The organism is Halorhabdus sp. CBA1104 (assembly GCF_009690625.1).
GTDB lineage: Archaea > Halobacteriota > Halobacteria > Halobacteriales > Haloarculaceae > Halorhabdus.
On the sequence record NZ_CP033878.1, the window covers coordinates 1,293,123 to 1,313,108 of the forward strand.

The 19,986-nt window shown below is 60.7% G+C and carries 18 protein-coding genes; 13 read left to right on the forward strand and 5 right to left on the reverse strand.

The genetic code is table 11. The annotated features are described in order from the left end of the window. Window positions 1-176: 176 nt before the first annotated feature. Together Hrd1104_RS06585 and Hrd1104_RS06590 are read left to right on the forward strand one after the other, a co-directional pair. Window positions 177-392: a ribbon-helix-helix domain-containing protein gene (locus tag Hrd1104_RS06585; protein ID WP_154551999.1), complete on the forward strand. Its 216-nt coding sequence runs from the start codon at window positions 177-179 to the stop codon at window positions 390-392. Between the two features lie 64 nt (window positions 393-456). Then, the gene (locus Hrd1104_RS06590) at window positions 457-735 is read left to right on the forward strand and encodes a UPF0058 family protein (protein ID WP_154552000.1); all 279 of its coding nucleotides are present in this window, start codon (window positions 457-459) and stop codon (window positions 733-735) included. Between the two features lie 21 nt (window positions 736-756). Here Hrd1104_RS06590 and Hrd1104_RS06595 read toward each other — a convergent pair whose 3' ends face one another. Further along, window positions 757-1,515, reverse strand: coding sequence for an enoyl-CoA hydratase/isomerase family protein (locus tag Hrd1104_RS06595; RefSeq protein ID WP_154552001.1), 759 nt, complete (start codon window positions 1,513-1,515; stop codon window positions 757-759). A 123-nt stretch (window positions 1,516-1,638) separates the two neighbouring features. On the opposite strand from Hrd1104_RS06595, the gene Hrd1104_RS06600 reads away from it, so the two are divergent. The 7 genes from Hrd1104_RS06600 to Hrd1104_RS06630 all read left to right on the forward strand — a co-directional run bounded on the left by Hrd1104_RS06600 (window position 1,639) and on the right by Hrd1104_RS06630 (window position 8,565). Then, window positions 1,639-3,048: a deoxyribodipyrimidine photo-lyase gene (locus Hrd1104_RS06600; RefSeq protein WP_154552002.1), complete on the forward strand. Its 1,410-nt coding sequence runs from the start codon at window positions 1,639-1,641 to the stop codon at window positions 3,046-3,048. A 167-nt stretch (window positions 3,049-3,215) separates the two neighbouring features. After that, the gene (locus tag Hrd1104_RS06605) at window positions 3,216-4,850 is read left to right on the forward strand and encodes a hypothetical protein (protein WP_154552003.1); all 1,635 of its coding nucleotides are present in this window, start codon (window positions 3,216-3,218) and stop codon (window positions 4,848-4,850) included. Window positions 4,851-4,852: 2 nt separating this feature from the next. Further along, window positions 4,853-5,797, forward strand: coding sequence for a hypothetical protein (locus Hrd1104_RS06610; protein ID WP_154552004.1), 945 nt, complete (start codon window positions 4,853-4,855; stop codon window positions 5,795-5,797). Further along, window positions 5,794-6,609, forward strand: coding sequence for a polymer-forming cytoskeletal protein (locus Hrd1104_RS06615; protein WP_154552005.1), 816 nt, complete (start codon window positions 5,794-5,796; stop codon window positions 6,607-6,609). Before Hrd1104_RS06610 ends, Hrd1104_RS06615 begins: the two co-directional genes overlap by 4 nt. A 103-nt stretch (window positions 6,610-6,712) precedes the next feature. Next, on the forward strand, window positions 6,713-7,324 hold the full coding sequence (sod, locus tag Hrd1104_RS06620) for a superoxide dismutase (protein WP_154552006.1): 612 nt from the start codon (window positions 6,713-6,715) through the stop codon (window positions 7,322-7,324). A 168-nt stretch (window positions 7,325-7,492) separates the two neighbouring features. Continuing rightward, window positions 7,493-7,765 (forward strand): DUF5827 family protein, encoded by a 273-nt coding sequence (locus Hrd1104_RS06625; protein ID WP_154552007.1) that lies wholly within the window; start codon window positions 7,493-7,495, stop codon window positions 7,763-7,765. Further along, the gene (locus Hrd1104_RS06630; RefSeq protein ID WP_154552008.1) at window positions 7,762-8,565 is read left to right on the forward strand and encodes an ATPase; all 804 of its coding nucleotides are present in this window, start codon (window positions 7,762-7,764) and stop codon (window positions 8,563-8,565) included. Before Hrd1104_RS06625 ends, Hrd1104_RS06630 begins: the two co-directional genes overlap by 4 nt. Window positions 8,566-8,584: 19 nt before the next feature. Here Hrd1104_RS06630 and Hrd1104_RS06635 read toward each other — a convergent pair whose 3' ends face one another. Continuing rightward, window positions 8,585-9,160, reverse strand: coding sequence for an MBL fold metallo-hydrolase (locus tag Hrd1104_RS06635; RefSeq protein ID WP_154552009.1), 576 nt, complete (start codon window positions 9,158-9,160; stop codon window positions 8,585-8,587). 171 nt (window positions 9,161-9,331) lie between these two features. Here Hrd1104_RS06635 and Hrd1104_RS06640 point away from each other — a divergent pair, with 171 nt between their 5' ends. Then, complete coding sequence (locus Hrd1104_RS06640) at window positions 9,332-9,916, forward strand: response regulator transcription factor (protein ID WP_154552010.1); 585 nt, start codon at window positions 9,332-9,334, stop codon at window positions 9,914-9,916. Between the two features lie 13 nt (window positions 9,917-9,929). Continuing rightward, window positions 9,930-10,586: a hypothetical protein gene (locus tag Hrd1104_RS06645; protein ID WP_154553212.1), complete on the forward strand. Its 657-nt coding sequence runs from the start codon at window positions 9,930-9,932 to the stop codon at window positions 10,584-10,586. 23 nt (window positions 10,587-10,609) lie between these two features. On the opposite strand, the gene Hrd1104_RS06650 is transcribed toward Hrd1104_RS06645, so the two are convergent. Continuing rightward, window positions 10,610-11,437, reverse strand: coding sequence for a TrmB family transcriptional regulator (locus tag Hrd1104_RS06650; protein ID WP_195837646.1), 828 nt, complete (start codon window positions 11,435-11,437; stop codon window positions 10,610-10,612). Window positions 11,438-11,624: 187 nt separating this feature from the next. On the opposite strand from Hrd1104_RS06650, the gene Hrd1104_RS06655 reads away from it, so the two are divergent. Both Hrd1104_RS06655 and Hrd1104_RS06660 read left to right on the forward strand, forming a co-directional pair. Next, on the forward strand, window positions 11,625-16,184 hold the full coding sequence (locus Hrd1104_RS06655) for a COG1361 S-layer family protein (RefSeq protein ID WP_154552012.1): 4,560 nt from the start codon (window positions 11,625-11,627) through the stop codon (window positions 16,182-16,184). A 34-nt stretch (window positions 16,185-16,218) separates the two neighbouring features. Continuing rightward, window positions 16,219-18,657: an RND family transporter gene (locus Hrd1104_RS06660; RefSeq protein ID WP_154552013.1), complete on the forward strand. Its 2,439-nt coding sequence runs from the start codon at window positions 16,219-16,221 to the stop codon at window positions 18,655-18,657. 21 nt (window positions 18,658-18,678) lie between these two features. Here the strand turns inward: Hrd1104_RS06660 and Hrd1104_RS06665 are convergent, their stop codons facing one another. After that, window positions 18,679-19,113: a DUF5788 family protein gene (locus Hrd1104_RS06665; protein ID WP_154552014.1), complete on the reverse strand. Its 435-nt coding sequence runs from the start codon at window positions 19,111-19,113 to the stop codon at window positions 18,679-18,681. An 88-nt stretch (window positions 19,114-19,201) separates the two neighbouring features. Further along, on the reverse strand, window positions 19,202-19,975 hold the full coding sequence (locus Hrd1104_RS06670; protein ID WP_154552015.1) for a DICT sensory domain-containing protein: 774 nt from the start codon (window positions 19,973-19,975) through the stop codon (window positions 19,202-19,204). Window positions 19,976-19,986 lie beyond the last annotated feature (11 nt).

Here is a 19,986-nt window from a genome sequence, read left to right on the forward strand (position 1 = left end):
ATCGGCGATTACGAGCGAGGAAGCGGACACCGCAAAATATGCCGTGAGATGGCCGAACGTGAACGTTTCCGACCAGTTTCCGGAAAGAAATTTCTCAGTCGACGAACGAATCGTGCCACGAGTGGCATGCTGCCCGTCAGGCTTAAATGCCCCTCCGTGCAACCCCCAACGACTCGATGGCGAAAGTAGAGATCACAGTACCGGAACATCTCGAGATGCAGATCGCTCAGATGGTCGAAGAAGGAGAGTTTCTCAACCGCGAGGAAGCGATCGAGGATCTCCTTTCGACCGGCCTGAAGGCCTACAAGACAAGCGGGCCGATCGACGACGAGGAGGAACCAGGCTTAGAGGACGACGGCATGATGGGTCACGAAGACGAGTACGTCTTCTGATCGATCGTCTGGTAGGGCTTCTCGGGCAATCCTTAAGCCGGATTCTCCGTAAGTTCAGACAAGGATGCACAAAGACGAGTTGCTCGAATTACACGAGCAGATGTTGACGATCAAAGACTACTTCCGCGAGCAGGAGGCTGTCGATGACAGCCTCTTCGAGCCCTACGAAGAACTCGACGTGACCCCGGCGGACGTCCACATGTCAAAAAGTGAACACAAACATGCGGTGTTCGTCCTGGGCAACGCACTGGCCAACGCGATGAGCGAAGACGAGTTCTCCGATGCCGGTCGCGTGAGCAAGCGGATGAAAGAACTCGCCGAAGACGCCGAATCGAAGCTATAGCTGTCAGTCGGTATCGACACGCTAGGCACCGTCGAGAAAGGTCTGGACACACTCACGGTGGGCAGCTGTCCCGAGGAGGTGTCGCTGTGTCGCTCGTTCCGCAGCCATGGCTGCCACGAGCTGTTCTCGATCAGCTCCGAGTGTGCGCTTGGTCGCTGCCTGAACGGCTCGGGGAGCATCGACGAGTCGACCCACGAGTTGGGCGAGGCCGCGGTGGAACTCCTCGACCCCGAACACGCGATCGAACAGGCCGTACTGGTCGGCCTGCGTGGCGTCGAGTAACGCCCCGGTAAAGAGCAACTCCTTTGCGGTCGCCAGTCCGACGGCCTCGGGAAGGAGATACGTCGCGCCGCCGGCCGGAGCGAGGCCGAGTCGCCGGAATCCGAATCCGATCTTGCCGGCCGTGCTGGCGACGATCAGATCACAGGCCAGCGCAAGCGACGCCCCTGTCCCGAAGGCAGGCCCGTCGACCGCCGCGATCGTTGGCGCTGGGAAGTGGACGATCCGACGAATGATGTCGTCGATCGCCGCCAGTCGGTCCAGAAGTGCATCTGCCGAAAGATCTCCGGTCGCCTCCCTGATGACGCCAGTCACGTCCCCACCCGCACAGAACGTCTCACCGGCTCCCTGGACGACGAGACAGCGCGCTCCGGAGATGTCATCCAGGGCGTCTTCGAGGCCGGCGACGACAGCGGGGTTCAAGACGTTGCGGGTCGCTTCCGCGTCGATCGTCACCGTCGCAATGTCGTCGGCAAACTCCGAGCGTACCGGTGTGGCCATTGAAGATAGGTGGGTCCGTCGACCCCAAAAGGATTGAGGAGCCGGACGGCCAGTCGGGTCACCATGACACCGCGGCGCGGCCGAGCCCGTGCATTGACGTAGCTCCCAGACGAGAGTGGGCTTATGCGCATCCACTGGCATCGACGCGACCTCCGGATCGAGGACAACCCGGCCCTGGCTTCGGGCGGCGCCGACACAACAGAGCCAGTACTACCGGTGTTCGTGCTCGATTCGGCCGTCCTCGAGCACGCTGGACCGCCCCGCGTGGCGTTCATGCTGGAGGCACTCGAGGCCCTCCGGTCGGCCTACCGCTCGCTCGACAGTGATCTGCTCGTCGTCCAGGGCAATCCAGTCGAGACGCTCCCCGAAATCGCGACAAAGCGGGACGCGACCACGGTCACCTGGAACCGTGATTACTCCGGGTTGGCTCGCGAACGGGACACCGCCGTCAGGCAGGCACTGGAAGACGCCGGAATCGACCGAGACGCCGACCACGGGGCAGTCCTTCAGGAGCCGGGCTCGATCCGCACCAACGACGGCGACCCCTACTCGGTGTTTACGTACTTCGGGCGCAAGTGGCACGACCGCCCGAAAGACGAGCCGGTCGACCCGCCCACGAGTGACGATCTCGTCAGTATCGAGACCGACTCGTCGATCCCGACACTGGCCGACCTCGACATCGAACAGCCGACCGCGACGATCCCGGAAGCGAGTACCACGGCCGCCCACGACCGGCTCGAAGCGTTCTGCGAGGCGGACATCTACCGGTACGAGGAGCGTCGGGACTACCCTGCCGATGACTGTACATCACGGCTCTCAGCGCACCTGAAGTGGGGAACGATCGGCATCCGGACGGTCTACGAAGCGACCGAACGGGCACTGGAGGCGGCCACCACAGACGCCGAACGCGAGTCTGTCGAAGAGTTCCAATCGCAACTCGCCTGGCGCGAATTTTACGCCCAAGTACTGTGGTTCAACCCTGAGGTCGTCGAAGAGAACTACAAATCCTACGAGCAGCCGATCGAATGGCGGGCGGACCCGGCGGCACTTGCTGCCTGGAAAGCAGGCGAGACCGGCTATCCGATCGTCGACGCTGGAATGCGCCAGCTCCAAGCGGAGGCGTACATGCACAATCGCGTGCGGATGATCGTCGCTGCGTTCCTGACAAAAGATCTGCTGATCGACTGGCGAGAGGGTTATGAGTGGTTCCGGCAGCGCCTGGTCGATCACGACACGGCAAACGACAACGGCGGCTGGCAGTGGGCGGCCTCGACCGGGACCGACGCCCAACCGTACTTCCGGATCTTCAACCCGATGACCCAGGGCGAACGCTACGATCCAGACGGCGAGTACATCCGCGAGTACGTGCCGGAACTGGAGGGAGTCCCGGCGGATGTCATTCACAGCTGGCACGAACTCGATCAAGGAGCCAGGGAGATGCACGCGCCCGAGTATCCCGCTCCGATCGTCGATCACAGCGAGCGCCGCGAGCAAGCACTCGCGATGTTCGAGCGGGCACGGGGAGAAGAATAGCCGAGTCGTCAGGGAAACACGTTAGCCGGCCACCTCACCAAGCTTCTAGGGAGTGTCGATCCGTATCCAGTGTCTGCTTGGCGATTGATAAGGGAGAGCCTCACCGACTTTTGGTAATTGATACCGTGGAAAGCGGTTTTATACTGCTGGACACGGTGCACAGACGTGTGAGAATCCGAACTGGTATCTTCGCAGACGGATCACCGATCAACGAACAGCGGGAGGGAGCGCTCGTCGTCGCGGACGCCGTCGCCGATCCGATACGTGAGCACCTGGACGACGTACGGACCCGGGTACGGTACGCGGCCCTCGGCGCGGGGATGAGTGTCGTTCTCGCACTCGGCGTCGCCTACGCGATCGAACTGCTCGCAGGTATCGCTGTGGGTATCGTCGGCGTCGGTGTTGGGGCAGGATACGCGTATCTCTCTATCGAATCCGAGCCCAACGTCTCGGTCGTTCAGGCCGAGAAACGTTACTGGACCGGGCACGTGGTCCCACAGCCTGACGGTGCGCTGGTCTACGACGCGACCGGATCAGTCGTGCCAACTGAACTTGAAGTCGAACAGTTCGAGGACCTCGCCGGACTCGAATCGAGTACCGCGTCCTTCGGGGCAAATACCGAGTTCCCGATCGTCCAGGATACGAACCACGACGTCGAAAATACGGTCCAGCAGCGACTCGAGACGATGCGGTCACGAGTCGAAGCCGCCGAGACCGTCAGTTTCGAGGCCCCACTCGCCGATACATCTGGTTCGGTCCTCGAGAATGTCACGGCGATTCCGGACGAAGGGATCGGGACGGATGTGCCATCTACTGCTGTGGAGTTCGAGCTCGAAACGGCGACCGAGCAGGCCGAGCAAATGCAGACAATGGAAACGATGGCCTTCGAGACTGACCCTGACGAAACGTTGCAAGCGGTCAAAGACGAAAGTGAAACCGTCGTCGAGTCGCTCACGACGGCCAAAGCGGACGCAATCAGGCGACTGAATGACCACGTCGATGTCGCCAGTGACATCACCTCGATGACGAGTTATAACTTCTATTGTCCGGACTGCATCGAGGATGACGTGTACGCCGAGCTAGATGTAGAATTCGACGGGGGCGAACCAACCTGGTTCTGTGAGACGTGCCGTGGACGGTTCGATGCCGACGACGAGCCGGTGCCCAAACACCGCATGAAAGACGAACTCGTCGAGGAGATTTGGGACCGCCTGTGGATCGAAAAGGACGACGAACGACGGCGGATCTACGAGAACATCGAGGACCAGAAGTCCGATCTCACCGAACGTGAATTCGAACAACGACAGGAGGCCATCCGGACAGCCTGGGATCGGATCAAGGAAGTCCGATCGAAGATTCGCGATCTCGAAACGGAAGCCAAGGCCGAACGAGGAGCGATCACGGAGATCGGCGCCGTCATGACCAAATACGATCGGCTCGCCGCCGAGCGACGGGAAGCGTTCGAGGCGGACGTAGAAGCGGCTCTGACGGAGATCGAGACCGCCACGGAGGAGGCGATCGACGAGATGCGCAATTACGAGGAAGAGAAAATCGAAGAGGCCCAGGAGGAGGCCCAAGAGCGCGCCGAAGTGATCAGAGCCGAGGAGCGCAAACGGCACCAAGAGAAGATGGCCAAACTCGAAAGCATCGAAGAAGTAAGCCAGGAACGGCTCGACCACGAGGAGGAAGTTCACCAGCGCGAGGTCCTTCTCGAGACCCGTGGGGGAACGAGCGCATCCGGGCTAGTCAACAAGTATCACCTCGCGAAAGGGAAGCTGTTCGGCTATTCGAAGGAGGACTGACAATGGCAAACGACGACCTACACCCGCTCTTGCGGGACATCCAGCGAAAGATCGTCAGTGTCCGTGAGGACCTCAAGACGATCATCGGTAAGATCGAAGGGGTGCAGGAAACGATCCAGGACGGCGTCGACAAGGTTCTAGAGGCGATCAACGACAACATTCAGGCCCAGGCGGAACTGAAACTGATGGACAAAGTCGCGAGCGTCAGGTCAATCCCGGCCCATATCGAGGCAGAGCGCGAGCAAGTCGAGGCCGAAAAGAAAGAACTCGAAGAGAAACTCGACCGCATCGACGATCGGTACGCACAGCGCCATCAAGAACTCAACGAGAAAGCCGACGACCGCATCCGAGAACTCGGCGACCATATCTTCGAGATTCAGGAAGACGAGTACGAAGACCAGATCGAACAGCCGTTCCACGAGCACGTGACCGAGACCTGGCGCCAAATGCGACGAGACAACGCCGAGATCGGAAAAGAGCACATCGAGGCCTTAGAGAGTGAACTGGACGCGACCCATGAGTCGATCGACGACCTGCTAGAGCGACGCGACCGGTTCCTCACGGAGATCCGGCAGAGTCGTGTCCCGGCAGGCGAGCATGTCGAGTCGCCGTATCGAGTGCAAGTACCATTCTGGACAGTTACCGTCGAACAAGACGGGGAACGCTACCAGCATGTCTACGCGCCGGCAGATCTGACCCGTCAAAGCGACGCGTGGTATCCAGTCGGCCTGCGTGAGCGAGAGGGCCTTGCCCCACTGGTTCGGACAGTCGCGGACGCCTCGGACGCTGAGACGACATCGAAGACAATCCGGAGCGACGCGATCGGGGCAACTGTTCGCCAGTACGCGACGGGCGACGTCGCAGGGCAGATCGACTTCGCTGATACGCTTGAGGACACACTCGGTGAAAGCATCCCGATTGCTGTCGAAGGTGGTGATCAGACGTGAGCAAAATCGAAGAAACCCGAGCCATCGTCGACGAGGCAGAGACATATGAAGGGGCGGTGATTCCGACTGGCCAGGCCGAGATTGAGCGGCCGGTCACGATCCACGAAGACGCGACCGTCACAGATGGTGTCTATGGCCAGGCGGTAACCATCGAACCCGGCGCGACTATTGACGGTCCGGTCATGGCAAAGGAAGGCGTCGAAGTCGACGATGGGTCCGTCAACGGCGACGTGGGAACGCCCGGAAGTGTCTCGATCGAGTCAGGGGTCGTCAGCGGGACGGTGATGGGATCTCGGCTGCGGTTGGTGGATACAACGGTCGTCGGGAACGTCGTCGCGAGCGAAGCCATCCTCGAAAACTGTACGGTAATCGGGACGGTCGTCGGCGAACAGCGCCTCCGGATGGAATCGACGACCTGCTATACGTTCAAGTCCTACATCGACAGCACGTTCGAAGATGTCAACGTGCTGCTCCCGCAAGCGATTGTCGACGGGTCGTTCTCGGTGGAGTCACCGATAGAGGTCCGATCCATCCGGCGGAAAGACCAGTTCGTCGACGACAACGAGGCTGTGCCAATCCTGACCGAAGACGATGCGCGGACGGTAGATGGAACCACGTATCTCACGCTGGTCCCCCGGTTGCTTGATGTCGAAGCCGTCGAGACGCGGATCGACCAGCTGGAATCGTTCCTCAGGGCGGTCGCACTCGCCCAAGACGCCGGGACCACGGTCGATCCGCCTGCCGAGAGCGAATGGGTGCTCGATGCTTTTGACGTGACTGCCGAAGCGTTGGACTTCTCGACACCCACCTGAGCGATAATCGTATCGCCGTCTTTGCCTCTATGTGGTACGTTACCGAATGGTTCCTCAAGCTTTAACAGACATCCGACCGTCATCAAATTTGGAGGAATATCACATGCCAGAACGTTCCAATCCCGAATTGCCGCCCCTGCCCTACGAGTACGATGCCCTCGAGCCCCACATTTCAGAGCAGGTCCTCGAGTGGCACCACGATACCCACCATCAAGGCTACGTCAACGGCCTCGACAGTGCCGAGGCGACCCTCGAAGAGAACCGCGCCGCAGGCGATCATTCGACGACTGGTGGTGCGCTGAGTAACGTCACGCACAACGGCTCGGGCCACTACCTACACACGCTGTTCTGGGAGAACATGTCCCCGAACGGCGGCGGCGAGCCCGACGGCGACCTCCGGGCACGTATCGAGGAGGACTTTGGCTCCTACGACGCCTGGAAGGCCGAATTCGAGGCCGCTGCGGGCGCTGCCGGTGGCTGGGCACTACTCGTATACGATCCTGTCGCCAAGCAACTCCGCAACGTCGCGGTCGACAAACACGACAACGGTGCGCTGTGGGGCTCCCATCCGATCATGGCCCTTGACGTCTGGGAGCACTCTTACTACTACGACTACGGCCCCGATCGCGGGAGCTTTATCGATGCCTTCTTCGAGGTCGTCAACTGGGAGAAAGTCGCCGAAGAGTACCAGAAGTCCGTCGAGCACTTCGAGTAGCGACGCGCGAGCAGTTTTCTGACGGTCGGGGCAATCTCGACGTAGATCGCGTCACTCTCACAGACAGGAAAGTTTTAGCGAGTCGTTCGCTGGATCCGTCGACTCGCTTGGCTCGATGCAGGCGAGCGTTTCGAGGGACTTACCCCGAGAGAGTGGGTACGCAGGGCTATGCCACGACCGAAAGCGGACTTCGACGATCTGCGGCCGCTTGCCTTTCGCGAACCGGCGGACGTACTGGACTCAGACCGGATGTACACCATCTACGAGGTCGCGCGTCTCCTCCAGGGTGTCGACCCGGATGCCGAACTCGACGTCGATACCGAAAACGTCCTGCTCGACTGGGCAATCCCCTGGATGCTGAAGTACGCCGACGAGTTCGTCTTCGCGGAGCCAGACAGCGACGCGGAGCCGGGTCACTACGGGCTGGCCGCTGAAGAATGAAGCTCCTGGTGGCCGGTGGCGATCGCGTCGACGCCGGCAAGACGACGTTCTCGGTCGGATTGATCGAACGAACGGGTGCGGCCGGGTTCAAACCGCGGGCGGGCAACGACTACTGGTTCGATCAGGACGACTATCGACGAGCGATCGAGGCCGGACGCCTCTATGGGAAAGACGCGAAGCGACTAGCCACAGCTAGCCCTGGCGATCGTCGCCCCGAGTCGATCAATCCGATCCACCGGCTGTGGCGACCCGACCCAGGGGGTGGTTCCGGGCTGGTTGGGCGGCCGGACCGACAGTTCCTGCTCGATCGAGTCGGTGGGCAGTACCTCCGGAATGGGACCGTCGACGTGCCCGAATCGGCCCGCGAGCACCTCCCTCTCGAGGATGCAACCGTCGTCAAGTCAGTCGACGAACTCGATGCGGCAACCGAGCGACGACACCTCCAAGCACTGACGGAAATTACCGAGACGATCGCGGCTGCCGACCGCGCGGTCGTCGAGTCCTACGGGGACGTTGCACGCCCACTCACTGACTTCGAGCCCGACGCCGTCGCCGTCGTCGAGCCCCGGCGGGCACGGATCTATCCGGGACGACGATATACGAAGGCCTGTACGGTTGCCTCGGGTTCGGCCGCACATGGGCGTCTCGAAGAACGTGTACCCTCAGTTGTCGATCTCGTCGACCCGATCGCTTCGGTGACGCTGCCGGCCCTGACCAGCGACCAGCGCGCTGATCCGGCGGCCGTCGCCGACGCCTACGAGCCAGCCTACGACGCGCTGGTGGCCGCGGCACTGGAGTGACAGCCGAGAAAACAGCGCCTCACATCCGGGCGGCTCGGTAAGCGAGTTTGATACTCTCGTAGGGATCAGTTGTCACGCTCGGGCCGTGCCCGACGTGGAGTTGCCCGAGATCGGCAGAGACGACATCCAGGACCCGATCGATACTCTCGATCAGCAGGTCGCGATCCCCCTCTTCGAGATCCGTCCGCCCGAAGCCACCGTTCTCGAAGACGAGGTCACCAGCGAACAAGATGCCAGGGTCAGCCCCGTACAAACAGATGTGGTCGTTCTTGTGGCCCGGCGTGTGGAGGGCGGTATACTCGTGGTCGCCGAGTGTGACCGTCGCTTCGTCGGCCAGTTCCCGATCGACGCCCTCGACAGTCGGATCGAATCCCCAGACGTCGACGTCGAAGGCGTCCGTGACCGCCGCGAGGTTGCCCACGTGATCGGGGTGGGTGTGAGTCAACACTACGGCGTCCAAATCGTCAGTGTGTGCGCTGATGGCATCGACAACGTCGAAGCCGTTGCCGGCGTCGATCAAGACGGTACGGTCGCCCTGAACCAGGAACGTGTTACTCGTGAATCCCTCGACACCAGTTGCGAGATTGTCGATCATGGTCGGACAGTAGGTGGCGACCACCTTTTGTAGTGTCGGGTTCGCTCGCGGTCCCGTGCCGACCTGAACAGCAAGGCGGCCCCTGGTTTGGCCGGCTCCCCGCGGGCGTCGAAGTCGACCAGACCCACAGTGATATGTAGCAGGAGGTAGTTGTCTCACGGTAGATGGCCGATGTCTGATTCCGAACCGCCAGCCGTCCTCATCGTCGAAGATGAACCGGACGTGGCCGAAACGTACAATCTCTGGTTACAGGACCAATACGAGGTGCGTATGGCCGGCGACGGGAGCGAAGCACTGGAACTGTTAGACGACGACGTTGCGGTCGTCTTGCTCGACCGGATGATGCCGGGACTCTCCGGTGACGAGGTCTTAGAGCGCATCAGAGACAGTGACAGTGACTGTCGCGTCGCGATGGTGACGGCGGTCGAACCCGATTTCGATATTCTGGAGATGGGATTCGACTCGTATCTGACCAAGCCGATCCGGAGTGACGAACTCCACGAGACGGTCTCGAACCTGCTCGAACGCTCCGAATACGACGATCTCCTCCAGGAATACTACTCTCTCGTCGAGAAGCAGGCAACCCTAGAAGCGACCAAGAGCAGCGCCGAACTCGCCGAAAGTGAACAATACGCGACGCTGACCGAGCGCGTCGAAGATCTGCGGGGAGACCTCTCACAGACGCTCGGTGGCGTCGAGAACGACGAAGACTTCATCGCGACATTGCGGGAGTTGAGCAATGGCGACGAACACTGACAGCCCAGAGACCATGTACGACCTCTCATCAGTACTGGACGTGGAGGCACTCGAAGCTGTCCGTCCAGGGACCAGTATCCTCGTCTCGGGGCCGGCGATGACCGGAAAGGAGGCGTTGGCCTACGATATTCTCGCGGACGGTGCCGCTTCCGGCCAGGGCGCGGTGATCGTCTCGACGGGAGACCGAGCCGAAACAGTCATCGAGACGTTCGACGAGCGTGTCAGTGGCGAAGCATACAACCTGGGAATCGTCGACTGTGCTGGCGATCAAAGTAGTGCCGAGTCACGACCCCAAGACGGTATCTTCGTCCACCACGTCGCCTCACCGGGCGATCTGACCGGGATCGGGATCGGCTTCACCGAAGCCTTGGAGGCACTCCACGATCAGGGGGTCGATAGTGGACGGCTCGCTCTGTCCTCGCTGTCGACGATGCTGACCTACACTGACCGGAAGACAGTCTTCAAGTTCTGTCACGTCCTCTCGTCGCGGCTCGATGCTACCGAGTACCTCGGTCTGTTCACGATCGATGCCAGCGCCCACGACGAGCAAACCCTGCAGGTCATCAAACAGGCTTTCGATGGACTGATCGACATCCGGGAACGCGACGGGACCCGGGAGGCACAGGTTCGGGGGCTCACAGCCGACCCCAGCGATTGGACCAGTCTGTAAGGGGACACGGCCCCTCGAACGCGTCAGTGGCTGCCGGATGGGTCGTCGCCTGGATCGTACCGTTCGGCTTGCTCCCAGTGTTTCCGGAACTGTGATTCGAGCTCCAGAGCAAACGAGGGATCTTTGACGTTGAGCAGTCCGACGACAGCGTCTGGCTCCATCGGGTTGGTCACCTCGAAACACAGCTCGACGTGATCGATGAGGAAGAACCCGCCGTGGAGCCGGTCAGTGAAGCGAACGCGAAAGGCATCGTCGTCGAACGGCGGGTGTTCGATCCGTTCGAGGAGGCCACCGGGGACCTCCGCGACGAGATCGCGGGGTACTAACAACGAGATGTCCACGCCACGTTCGATGGCAGCACCGACGTGATCGAGGACGTTCGGTCCCATCTCTGCCACGTCGAACTCCGAGGTGAACACGTCCGCGACCATCACTACTTCTTCGTCGGCCATCTCGATCCGTTCGAGCAGTAACTCGGTCGCGTCTGCGGTCCCGATCGCCGTCGTCAGGAACCGCTCGTCGACGGTCGTTTCAGCCGACAATTCCTCGACGAGCTGGTCGCCAAGAACTTCGTACCGATCGATTTCCGCACGCAATTCGCGGCTGCGAGTCTCGACCAGTCGGTCGATGGCGACCGCCGGTTCGACAGCGAGATACTGTTTCGGTCGGCTGTGAGTCTGAGCACGCACGAGGCCACGCGTTTCCAGACTATCGAGGACATCGTAAATCCGCCCCTCCGGGACGCCGCTGGCCTCGGCCAGTTCCATCGCCGAAACCGGGCCGAGCCCAAGCATACTCCGATAGGCGCGGTCTTCGTAACTGGACAGACCGAGATCACGCAAATCTGTCATGATCGTCGTTGGGGATGAGAATAGAAATACACTTCGGTGAGTTTGTTTATCCCGATCGCCAGTCGATATTTCTCCCCCCATGCGCCGTATTTTTCCGTATATGCAGACACAATAATATAAAGAAACAGGTATGTAGTTGTTCCAAGTTTGCCAACCGTTATCCGGGCAAGCGGGCCTACGTAAGAATATGGACCGTTCTGACCGGGCCGGACCGAGACGGAAACTAGGGGCAGTCAGTATCGCCACGCTAGTCGTCCTCAGTAGCCTCACTGGCGTCCTCCCAGGCGGAATCGGCGTCGTCAGTGCGGCCAATTCGTCGACGATCGAAGGGACACCGCAGTTGAACGCCTCAGCACCCGACGCGCGGCTCAATCCCGGCCAGAACGGGGCCGTCGGGATCACGATCACGAACGATGCGACCTACGACGACAACAACGCGACCCACCCGTCGGAAGCGCGCTCACGCGCGGGTGAAGCGCGGTCGGTGAGCCTGGACATCTCCGATACGAGAGGGGCACCGTTGTCGGTCGAGACTGGCTCACAGTCGATCGGCACCGTCCAGGACGGCGAGTCCAGTGGCCCCCATTCGTTCAACGTCGTCGTCGACGAGGACGCCGCGGCCGGGACCTACGAGATGGAGGTGACGACCGAATATCGCCACGCCGAACAAGTCACCTACGAAGAAGTTGCGGACGGCGAGTACGCGTACAACGAGACGGTCGTGACCCGAACGGAAACAGATACGATCACAGTGGTGATCGAACCAGAAGCCCGCTTCGAGGTGGACAACGTCGATCACGACGTGCCCTTGGGCGGTGAAGGGACGGTCATCCTGGACATCACGAACACCGGTGACGAAGACGTGACCGAGACGGCAGTCTCAGTGACTTCGAGCGATTCGAACTTCTACTTTGGCTCGGGGACGGCAACGTCCGAGGCAAACGTCGGCGATTGGGATGCCGGCGAGACCAAACAGCTCGAGTTCCGTGCTGGGACCGTCGAGAGTGCCGTCAAGCGTGAGTATCCGGTCGACGTATCTGTCAGATATACGGATAGTGATGGAACCCAACAGTCGAGCAGCGAACCGATCGGAGTCACCCCTCAGAATCGGACGCGATTCAACGTTGTTTCGGTAACACACGACGTGCCTCGGAGCGGGGAAGGGACGCTCTCAGTCACGGTCAACCAGACAGCAGGGAAAACAATCGAAGACGTTGCAGTGACGGCCTCAACGACTGCCACGGAAGTCTATCTCGGGAGCGAATCCTCACGGTCATCGAGGACGTTCCTCGACAACTGGGAGGGTGGGGAAGAGACGACCTTCACGTTCCGTGTCGGTACGACTGAAAACGCTATCAACCGTTCCTATCCGATCGAACTCCAGTTCGAGTACACTGACGCCGACGACAACGACAATGCTCGAAGTTCTTTCCTTGAGTTCACGCCGGAAAAGAGCGATCCGTTCAACGTCTCGATTGCTGATCACGACGTGCCCCAAAATGGAGAGGGGATCGTAACCTTCTCCATTAGGAATACCAGAAAAGAAAATTTTTCCGATGTTACAATAACGACGGCAAGCAGTGATTCTACAGTCACTGTCGGTGGGAGTTCCTCGCAGTCAGCGACCACAGTGATCGAGCAGTGGGAATCGGGTGAACGCCGGACCGTGACTGCCCGTGTAGGAACAGCTGAGAGCGCCGTCGAGAGGGCATACCCACTCGACGCAACCATCGAGTACACCGACGCGGCGAACAACGACAATTCTCAGACAGACACCCTCGAATTTGTCCCGGATAAACGTGACTTCTTTGCCGTCGATGGCATCTCGCATACGGTGCCGGAAAACGGCGAAGGGACCCTTTCAATCAACGTCACACAGGTCGCCAACAAGTCTTTCGAGGACGTGATGGTGACTGCCTCGACGACGGCCCCGGACGTGTATCTTGGGGCCCAGTCCTCGCGGTCTTCGACGACAACTGTCGACACGTGGAACCGTAACGGAACACAGACGCTGACGTTCCGCGTCGGAACGACCGAAAGTGCCGTCGATCGACCCTATCCAATCGATCTCGAATTCGATTTTACCGATGCCAACGACAATGACAACACCCGGACGAAACAGCTCGAATTTACGCCTGGTGACCGTGAGCAGTTCGAGATTGGACGAATTAACCACGATATCCCAGTAAACGGAGAAGGGACGATCGATATCCTTGCACGACAGATCACGAATAAGACCATCGAGGACGTGACGGTGACTGCCTCGACGACGGCCCCGGACGTGTATCTTGGGGCCCAGTCCTCGCGGTCTTCGACGACAACTATCGACACATGGAGTGACAAGGCAGCTCACGAATTTACCTTCCGTGTCGGAACGACTGATGCGGCAGTCGAGCAGGCGTATCCCATTCAACTGCAATTTGAGTACACCGATGGAGAAGATAACGACAACTCTCGGACGAAAATTGTCGACTTCACGCCCGAAAGTCGTGACCGGTTCGAAACGGAGATTGTCAATCATGATGTCCCGCGGGGCGGCGAGGGAACGGTCACTATCGAGCTAGATCGGATCGCAGCGAGTGACGTATCAGACGTCTCAGTGACGGCAAGGACAACGGACTCCACAACCTACCTCGGTACTGAATCATCTGCGTCTGCGACGACGACGATCGGTACACTCAAAGAAAACGAGAACGAGGAGATCCAGTTCCGTGTCGGAACAAGTGATTCCGCTGTTGAGCGCCCATACACATTAGACCTCACGATCGACTATACAGGTTCAGAAAACTCCGACAATCAGCGGACCAAAAGTGTTGAGTTTATTCCACAGGATGCAGATCACCTCTCGGTCGAAGAGGTCAATCACAACGTGCCACGGGATGGCGAAGGGACAGCGACGTTCATCATTGTCAACACCGCAAGCAAGACCCTGGAGGATGTCTCGTTAACCGCATCCTCTACAGACTCAGAGATGTACCTCGGGGCAGAAGCGTCTCAGTCCGGGACTACTGTCATCAACGAGTGGAATCCAAGCGAAACAAAACGCGTCACGTTCCGCGTCGGCACGACCGAAAACGCTGTTGACAGAACCTATCCGATCGATCTGCAATTCGAGTACACCGACGAGACGGACAACCAAAACTCCCGGAACAAGCAAGTCGAGATCCGCCCGCAAGCGAAAGAGCATCTCTCGATCCACGCTGTCGAACACAACGTCCCCATCGACGGCGTCGGCCAGGTCACGGTCCTGGCGAACAACACCGCAGACCGGAATTTCTCGGATCTCTCGGTGACAGCGTCGACGCCGGACTCAGAGGTGTACATCGGCTCTGAATCCTCACGGTCGGGCACCGCAACGGTGAGTGAGTGGGCGGCCGGCCAGGCTCGTTCGATCACCTTCCAGGTCGGGACCAGCGCCAACGCAGTGAATCGGTCCTACCCGCTCGATCTGGAGTTCGAATACAGCGACGCGGCCGATAACAACAACCAGTACACCGACGACATCGAGTTTCGGCCCCGGTCCGAACCGCAGTTTACCGTCCAGTCGATCGATCACGAGGTGCCGATCGGGAGCACGGGCCAGGTCACGCTAACCGTACGAAACGAGGGACCGGTCAATGCCAGTGAGACGACGCTGACGATCGGTTCCAACACGGACGCGGTGTACTTCGGCGCGGGTGGGACTCCCGAGCCGATCGAGGCCCAGGGGGTCGTCCTCGAACCACCCCGAACTGGAACGCCGACGGCCCAGAGCCACGTCGGCAACTGGTCGGTCGGCGAGACCAAAACCGTCTCCTTCCGGGTCGGCTTCGACGAGAACGCGATCACCCGGCGCTACGCCGCCGAGCTTTCGGTCAGTTACGAGAACGAAAACGGCGACGACATGCCCGACCGCACGAAGATGGTCGGGATCGAGCCGCTGGCCGAGCAGCTGTTCGACTTTGCAGCTGTAGAAAGTGACCTCCACGTCGGCGAAGAGGGTAATCTGGTCGGCGAGATCGAGAACGTCGGGAACCGGTCAGTCGAGGGCGTGGTCGTCACCGCCGAGACACAGCGCGAGACTGTCAACTTCTACAACGCTCGCTACGCCGTTGGAGAGCTCGAACCCGGCGAATCCGAGCGTTTCCGACACCGGGTCGGCATCACGAACGAAGCCGAGCACGGACCGCGGTTGTTCGAAGTCTCGGCCCGCTATCGGGACTCTCAGGGCGACATCCAGACGACGGACTCGCGTGACCTCACCGTCGCGTTCGGTCGGGACCGGGACGCGTTCGGACTCGACACCGACGCGACCTTCGAGCCAGGTGCCAGTGGAACGTTGGACGTGACCGTAACGAACCGCCGGAACGAAACGCTCTCGAACGTACAAGCGAAGCTATTCACCGACGATCCGCTCGACAGTGAAGACGACTCGGCGTTCGTTCCGGAACTCGCGCCGGGCGAATCGACGACGGTCACTCTCGACCTCTCGGTCGGCGGCGGGGCCAGTGCGAAAACCTACTCGGCGTCGATGGATTTCCGCTACGACAACGCACGCGGCGAGAGTACGCTCTCGGATACCTACCGCGTACCCGTCGTCGTCGCACAGCCCGAGTCAGGCATGGGACTGCCCGTCCTCATCGGTGGCCTCGGCGTTGTGATCGTGGTCGGCATCGCCGGCTGGCGGTTCGGAGCGGTCGACCGCCTCCGAGATCGGATCGGCGAGTGGCGGACGGACAGCGCCGGGCCCGCCGACGTCCAAGAGTAACAGCACACTGAGAGACCCTGCCAGACCTCTAGAAATGACTCCGCTCCCTTCGATCGACCACGAAGATATCGTCCGAGCGGTCGACAGAGAGATCGTCGACCACTCCGTCCGAGTCATCATCGTCTTCCTGCTGTTGAGTGGTATCTTCGCCGGCGGCATGGCGGGCGTGAGTATCGACGCCGGCACCCAGCGGTTCTTCGAGAGTGTCCCCGAGCATCACACCCAACAGTTCATCGACGACCAGTTCGGCGCGACGTTCGACGCGGGCGAGGACTCGACACAAGTCGTCGTCAGCGACGAGAACGTCTTCTCGAAGCGGGCCTTGCTCCGGATGCTCGAACTGCAAGAAGACCTCGAAGCCGATCCGTCGCTCCGGGTGGGCGACGTAACCGGACTCGCCTCTGGGGTCGCCAGAGTCCTAGACCCGTTGGCGACGACGACAACAGCACAGCGGCAGGCGATCGAGACGGCAACGCCAACGGAGATTCGAGCGGCCAGCCACACGCTGCTCGATCGGCGGCCCCAGGTCGCCCAGCTACTGAGTGAAGACCAGAATCTGGCTGAGCCCCACGCCTCAGCGACGATCGTGCTCGTGTCACACGCGATTCCGGAGGGGGACGATTCGACCTTAGAGACCGTCCAAGAGCGGGTCAAGCAGGTCGCGGAGACGGGCCACGGCGACGTTCGTGTCTTCGGGACGGCGATCCAGGATGCTGGCTTCGATCGGGCGATCTTCGAGTCACTGTCGTTGATCGTCCCAATGGTGACCGTCCTGATTCTCGTGTTCCTGATCGTCGCCTATCGGGACCCGATCGATCTGGTGCTGGCGCTCGTGAGTCTATTGTTGGCTATCGTCTGGACGTTCGGCTTCATGGGCTATGCCGGAATCAGTTTCAACCTCATGATGGTCGCGGTCCCGGTCCTGTTGCTGGGCGTCGGGATCGACTTCGGGATCCACGCCGTCAACCGATATCGCGAGGAGCGAGTCGCCGGGAAGTCAGTCGAGGACAGTATGTCGATCGCCAACCGGCAGTTGCTGGTGGCTTTTTTCATCGTCTCGGTGACGAACGTCATCGGGTTCTCGGCGAACGTGACGAGTGCCCTCGAACCCGTCCGGGAATTCGGGCTCGTCGTCGCGGTCGGGATGGTGTTTACGCTTGCCGTCTTCGGTGTCTTTCTGCCCGCGCTGAAGGTCGTCGTCGATCGCTGGCGGCACTCGAGGGGCATCAGACAGTTTTCGATCACGCCACTCGGTGGCGAGGAATCGCGGCTTGGCGACATCCTCCGATCGAGTGCAATCGTCGCCAAACGTCACCCGCTGATTCTGCTTGCGATCATCCTCCTGGTAACTGGAGCCGCCGCCCAGTCCGCGACGAACGTCGAATCGAAGTTCGAGACCGAGGACTTCCTGCCGTACGCCGATCACCCGCCACAGCTCGATGCGATTCCCGACCAGATTGCCCCCTCCGAGTTCGAAATCACGGCCACGTCGAATTATATCACCGACACGTTCGAGACGACCAACACCGAACAGGTGACGTTGTACGTCGAGGGACCGCTACGGCGGGATCACGCCCTCGAAGCCGTCTCCCGCGTCGGCTCGGACCCACCGGACTCGTTCGTCCGCAAAGACGGCCACGCCGTTTCACAGAGCATCGTGGACGTCATGGAGAGGGCTGCCCGACAGGACAGGGAATTTGCGGACCTACTCGACCGCAACGACCTCTCGGAGAACGGCGTCCCCGATCGGAACCTCGATGCGATCTATCAGGCGTTGCTGTCCTCTGAGTACGGGGACCAGGCCCGCCAGTACCTGACCGCGGATCGCCGAGCGACGAAAGTCGTCTACCAGGTCCAAGCCAGCGCCAGCCAGAAGGAAGTCACCGAGGACGCGCGCACGCTCGCCGCCGACGCCCGGTTCGACGCCGTTGTGACGGGCGACATCATCGTCTTCCGGGCACTGACTGAGGCGCTGATGAGCTCTGCGATCATCAGTTTCGCCGTCGCGTTCTTGCTGACAGCGGCGTTCCTGGTCGTGATCTTCGGCCTGCTCGAAGGGCGGTGGTCGCTTGGGCTGGCGACGATGGCGCCGGTCACGGTCGCGATCGTGTTGCTAGTCGGGTCGATGCCCATCCTCGGCATCACGTTCAACGCGCTGACGGCGACGATCCTCGCGATCACGATCGGTCTCGGAGTGGCCTACGCCGTCCACGTCAGCCACCGGTTCATCGACGAATACGACGACAACGGGGACGTCCACGAATCGCTGCTCGTGACGCTCAGCGGGACTGGGGGCGGGATCACCGCGAGCATGCTGACGACCTCGGGAAGTGTCGTCTGTATGACCGTCGCCGTCAACCCGATTTTGGGGCAGTTCGGCCTGCTAACCGGTGTCAGTACGTTCCTCTCGTATCTGACGGCGGTGACGGTGTTGCCGCTGACGCTCCGTGGCTGGGCGCGCGTGTTCGGCTAGAACGTGACGGGAGAGCCGTCCTCACTCCAAAATAGTGTCGAGGAACGACACCCACCGCCGATTGCTCTGGACGTCTTGTTTGCGGGCACGCTCGGCGAGATCCGGTTCGTGGAGATTCTGTAGGGCTGCGAGGGCGCGATCGATCCCGACGATCGAATCGGCCAGTGCCTCGGCTTCGGATTCGGTCAATGTGGCCGATTCGAGCCGCTCCTTTCGTGCCGCGCGCTCGGCGGTGAGTTTACGCCGAACCTCGCGGACGCGGTCGCGCAACTCCGGAGGAACCGTGCCCTGGCGTTTGGTCTCCCAGACGAATTCCTTGAGGTTCATCTCCGTGCCCTGGATCTGGACCGCCGTCGGGATCTGTTGGCCAACAGTCGCCGACTTGCGCGTCACACGCTCGAGTAACTCCTCGCGTCGTCGATCGTCGAGTTGGCTCTCGTCTCCCGTCTTCCCCATGTAACTGCCTCACAGCCCAACCGCCGGGAGTCTTTCGGTTCGGCACTGCCCCGTGGCGAGACAGAACGACACAGTCGCCACGAATGCATCAGGTACCAGGCTCGTTCGACTGTGGGCCTGACGTGGAGATATCACTATCGCACACGTACTCGGTTTCGAGATGGGCCCGGACGCGATCGACGAGCATCGCATCGTAGGTCCAGGCACCGTAGAACTGCTCTGGACCGCGCTGTTCGGCCAGCAGGGCGGTCTCTTGGGCCGTCTCGTCCCCGCCATCGAAGATGACGAACCACGTGGTGGCAATCTCGTCGGTCTCGACTGCATGAACCTGGGCACCACCCAGATCAGGGGCCGGATCGTCGGGCACGCCGAAGGCGTGGACGGTTACCCCGCGGCGGGCGATATCGGCGTAGATAGACGATTGATCTGCCATGAGCGAAAAGCGCTGGAAGCCGGCATACAAAGTGCCAGAGCCGACACGCCGGGCCCGGTCTTCGATCTCTCTGGACGCGTGATGCAACTGGGATCGGTCGGTGGACGTGAACGTGGTCTCTTTGAGGTGTTTGAGGATGGCCTCGTATTCTGTATCTGCGAAGCCGACGCCGTTGGCACCCACGTTCGTTTCCGTCACCAGTTGCCGGAGGAGTGATCCATCGAGAACCGCCAACACACCATCGACAGCACTGAGGACCGCAACCTCGGCCGGGCGTCCGGAGGCCGTCCGGGCCGTCGAAATCCGGACGTTCTGGGTCTCGAAGAAATCAGCCAGGTGCTCGCCTAGACGGTCCTCGTTGCCCACGTTGAACAGGACCAGCTCTTTCTCGTGGTTGTTGATCGCCTCGATGCAGCCATGGATATCCATCGACTGTGGCT

Excerpts from the sequence above, each read along its gene's own strand:
- Hrd1104_RS06670 (WP_154552015.1), bottom strand. The coding sequence starts at position 19,975 with ATGGATATCCATGGCTGCATCGAGGCGATCAACAACCACGAGAAAGAG.
- Hrd1104_RS06635 (WP_154552009.1), bottom strand. The coding sequence starts at position 9,160 with ATGATCGACAATCTCGCAACTGGTGTCGAGGGATTCACGAGTAACACG.
- Hrd1104_RS06625 (WP_154552007.1), top strand. The coding sequence starts at position 7,493 with ATGCCACGACCGAAAGCGGACTTCGACGATCTGCGGCCGCTTGCCTTT.
- Hrd1104_RS06655 (WP_154552012.1), top strand. The coding sequence starts at position 11,625 with ATGGACCGTTCTGACCGGGCCGGACCGAGACGGAAACTAGGGGCAGTC.
- Hrd1104_RS06595 (WP_154552001.1), bottom strand. The coding sequence starts at position 1,515 with ATGGCCACACCGGTACGCTCGGAGTTTGCCGACGACATTGCGACGGTG.
- Hrd1104_RS06640 (WP_154552010.1), top strand. The coding sequence starts at position 9,332 with ATGTCTGATTCCGAACCGCCAGCCGTCCTCATCGTCGAAGATGAACCG.
- Hrd1104_RS06645 (WP_154553212.1), top strand. The coding sequence starts at position 9,930 with ATGTACGACCTCTCATCAGTACTGGACGTGGAGGCACTCGAAGCTGTC.
- Hrd1104_RS06660 (WP_154552013.1), top strand. The coding sequence starts at position 16,219 with ATGACTCCGCTCCCTTCGATCGACCACGAAGATATCGTCCGAGCGGTC.
- Hrd1104_RS06630 (WP_154552008.1), top strand. The coding sequence starts at position 7,762 with ATGAAGCTCCTGGTGGCCGGTGGCGATCGCGTCGACGCCGGCAAGACG.
- Hrd1104_RS06590 (WP_154552000.1), top strand. The coding sequence starts at position 457 with ATGCACAAAGACGAGTTGCTCGAATTACACGAGCAGATGTTGACGATC.
- Hrd1104_RS06610 (WP_154552004.1), top strand. The coding sequence starts at position 4,853 with ATGGCAAACGACGACCTACACCCGCTCTTGCGGGACATCCAGCGAAAG.
- Hrd1104_RS06600 (WP_154552002.1), top strand. The coding sequence starts at position 1,639 with ATGCGCATCCACTGGCATCGACGCGACCTCCGGATCGAGGACAACCCG.
- sod (WP_154552006.1), top strand. The coding sequence starts at position 6,713 with ATGCCAGAACGTTCCAATCCCGAATTGCCGCCCCTGCCCTACGAGTAC.
- Hrd1104_RS06665 (WP_154552014.1), bottom strand. The coding sequence starts at position 19,113 with ATGGGGAAGACGGGAGACGAGAGCCAACTCGACGATCGACGACGCGAG.
- Hrd1104_RS06650 (WP_195837646.1), bottom strand. The coding sequence starts at position 11,437 with ATGACAGATTTGCGTGATCTCGGTCTGTCCAGTTACGAAGACCGCGCC.
- Hrd1104_RS06585 (WP_154551999.1), top strand. The coding sequence starts at position 177 with ATGGCGAAAGTAGAGATCACAGTACCGGAACATCTCGAGATGCAGATC.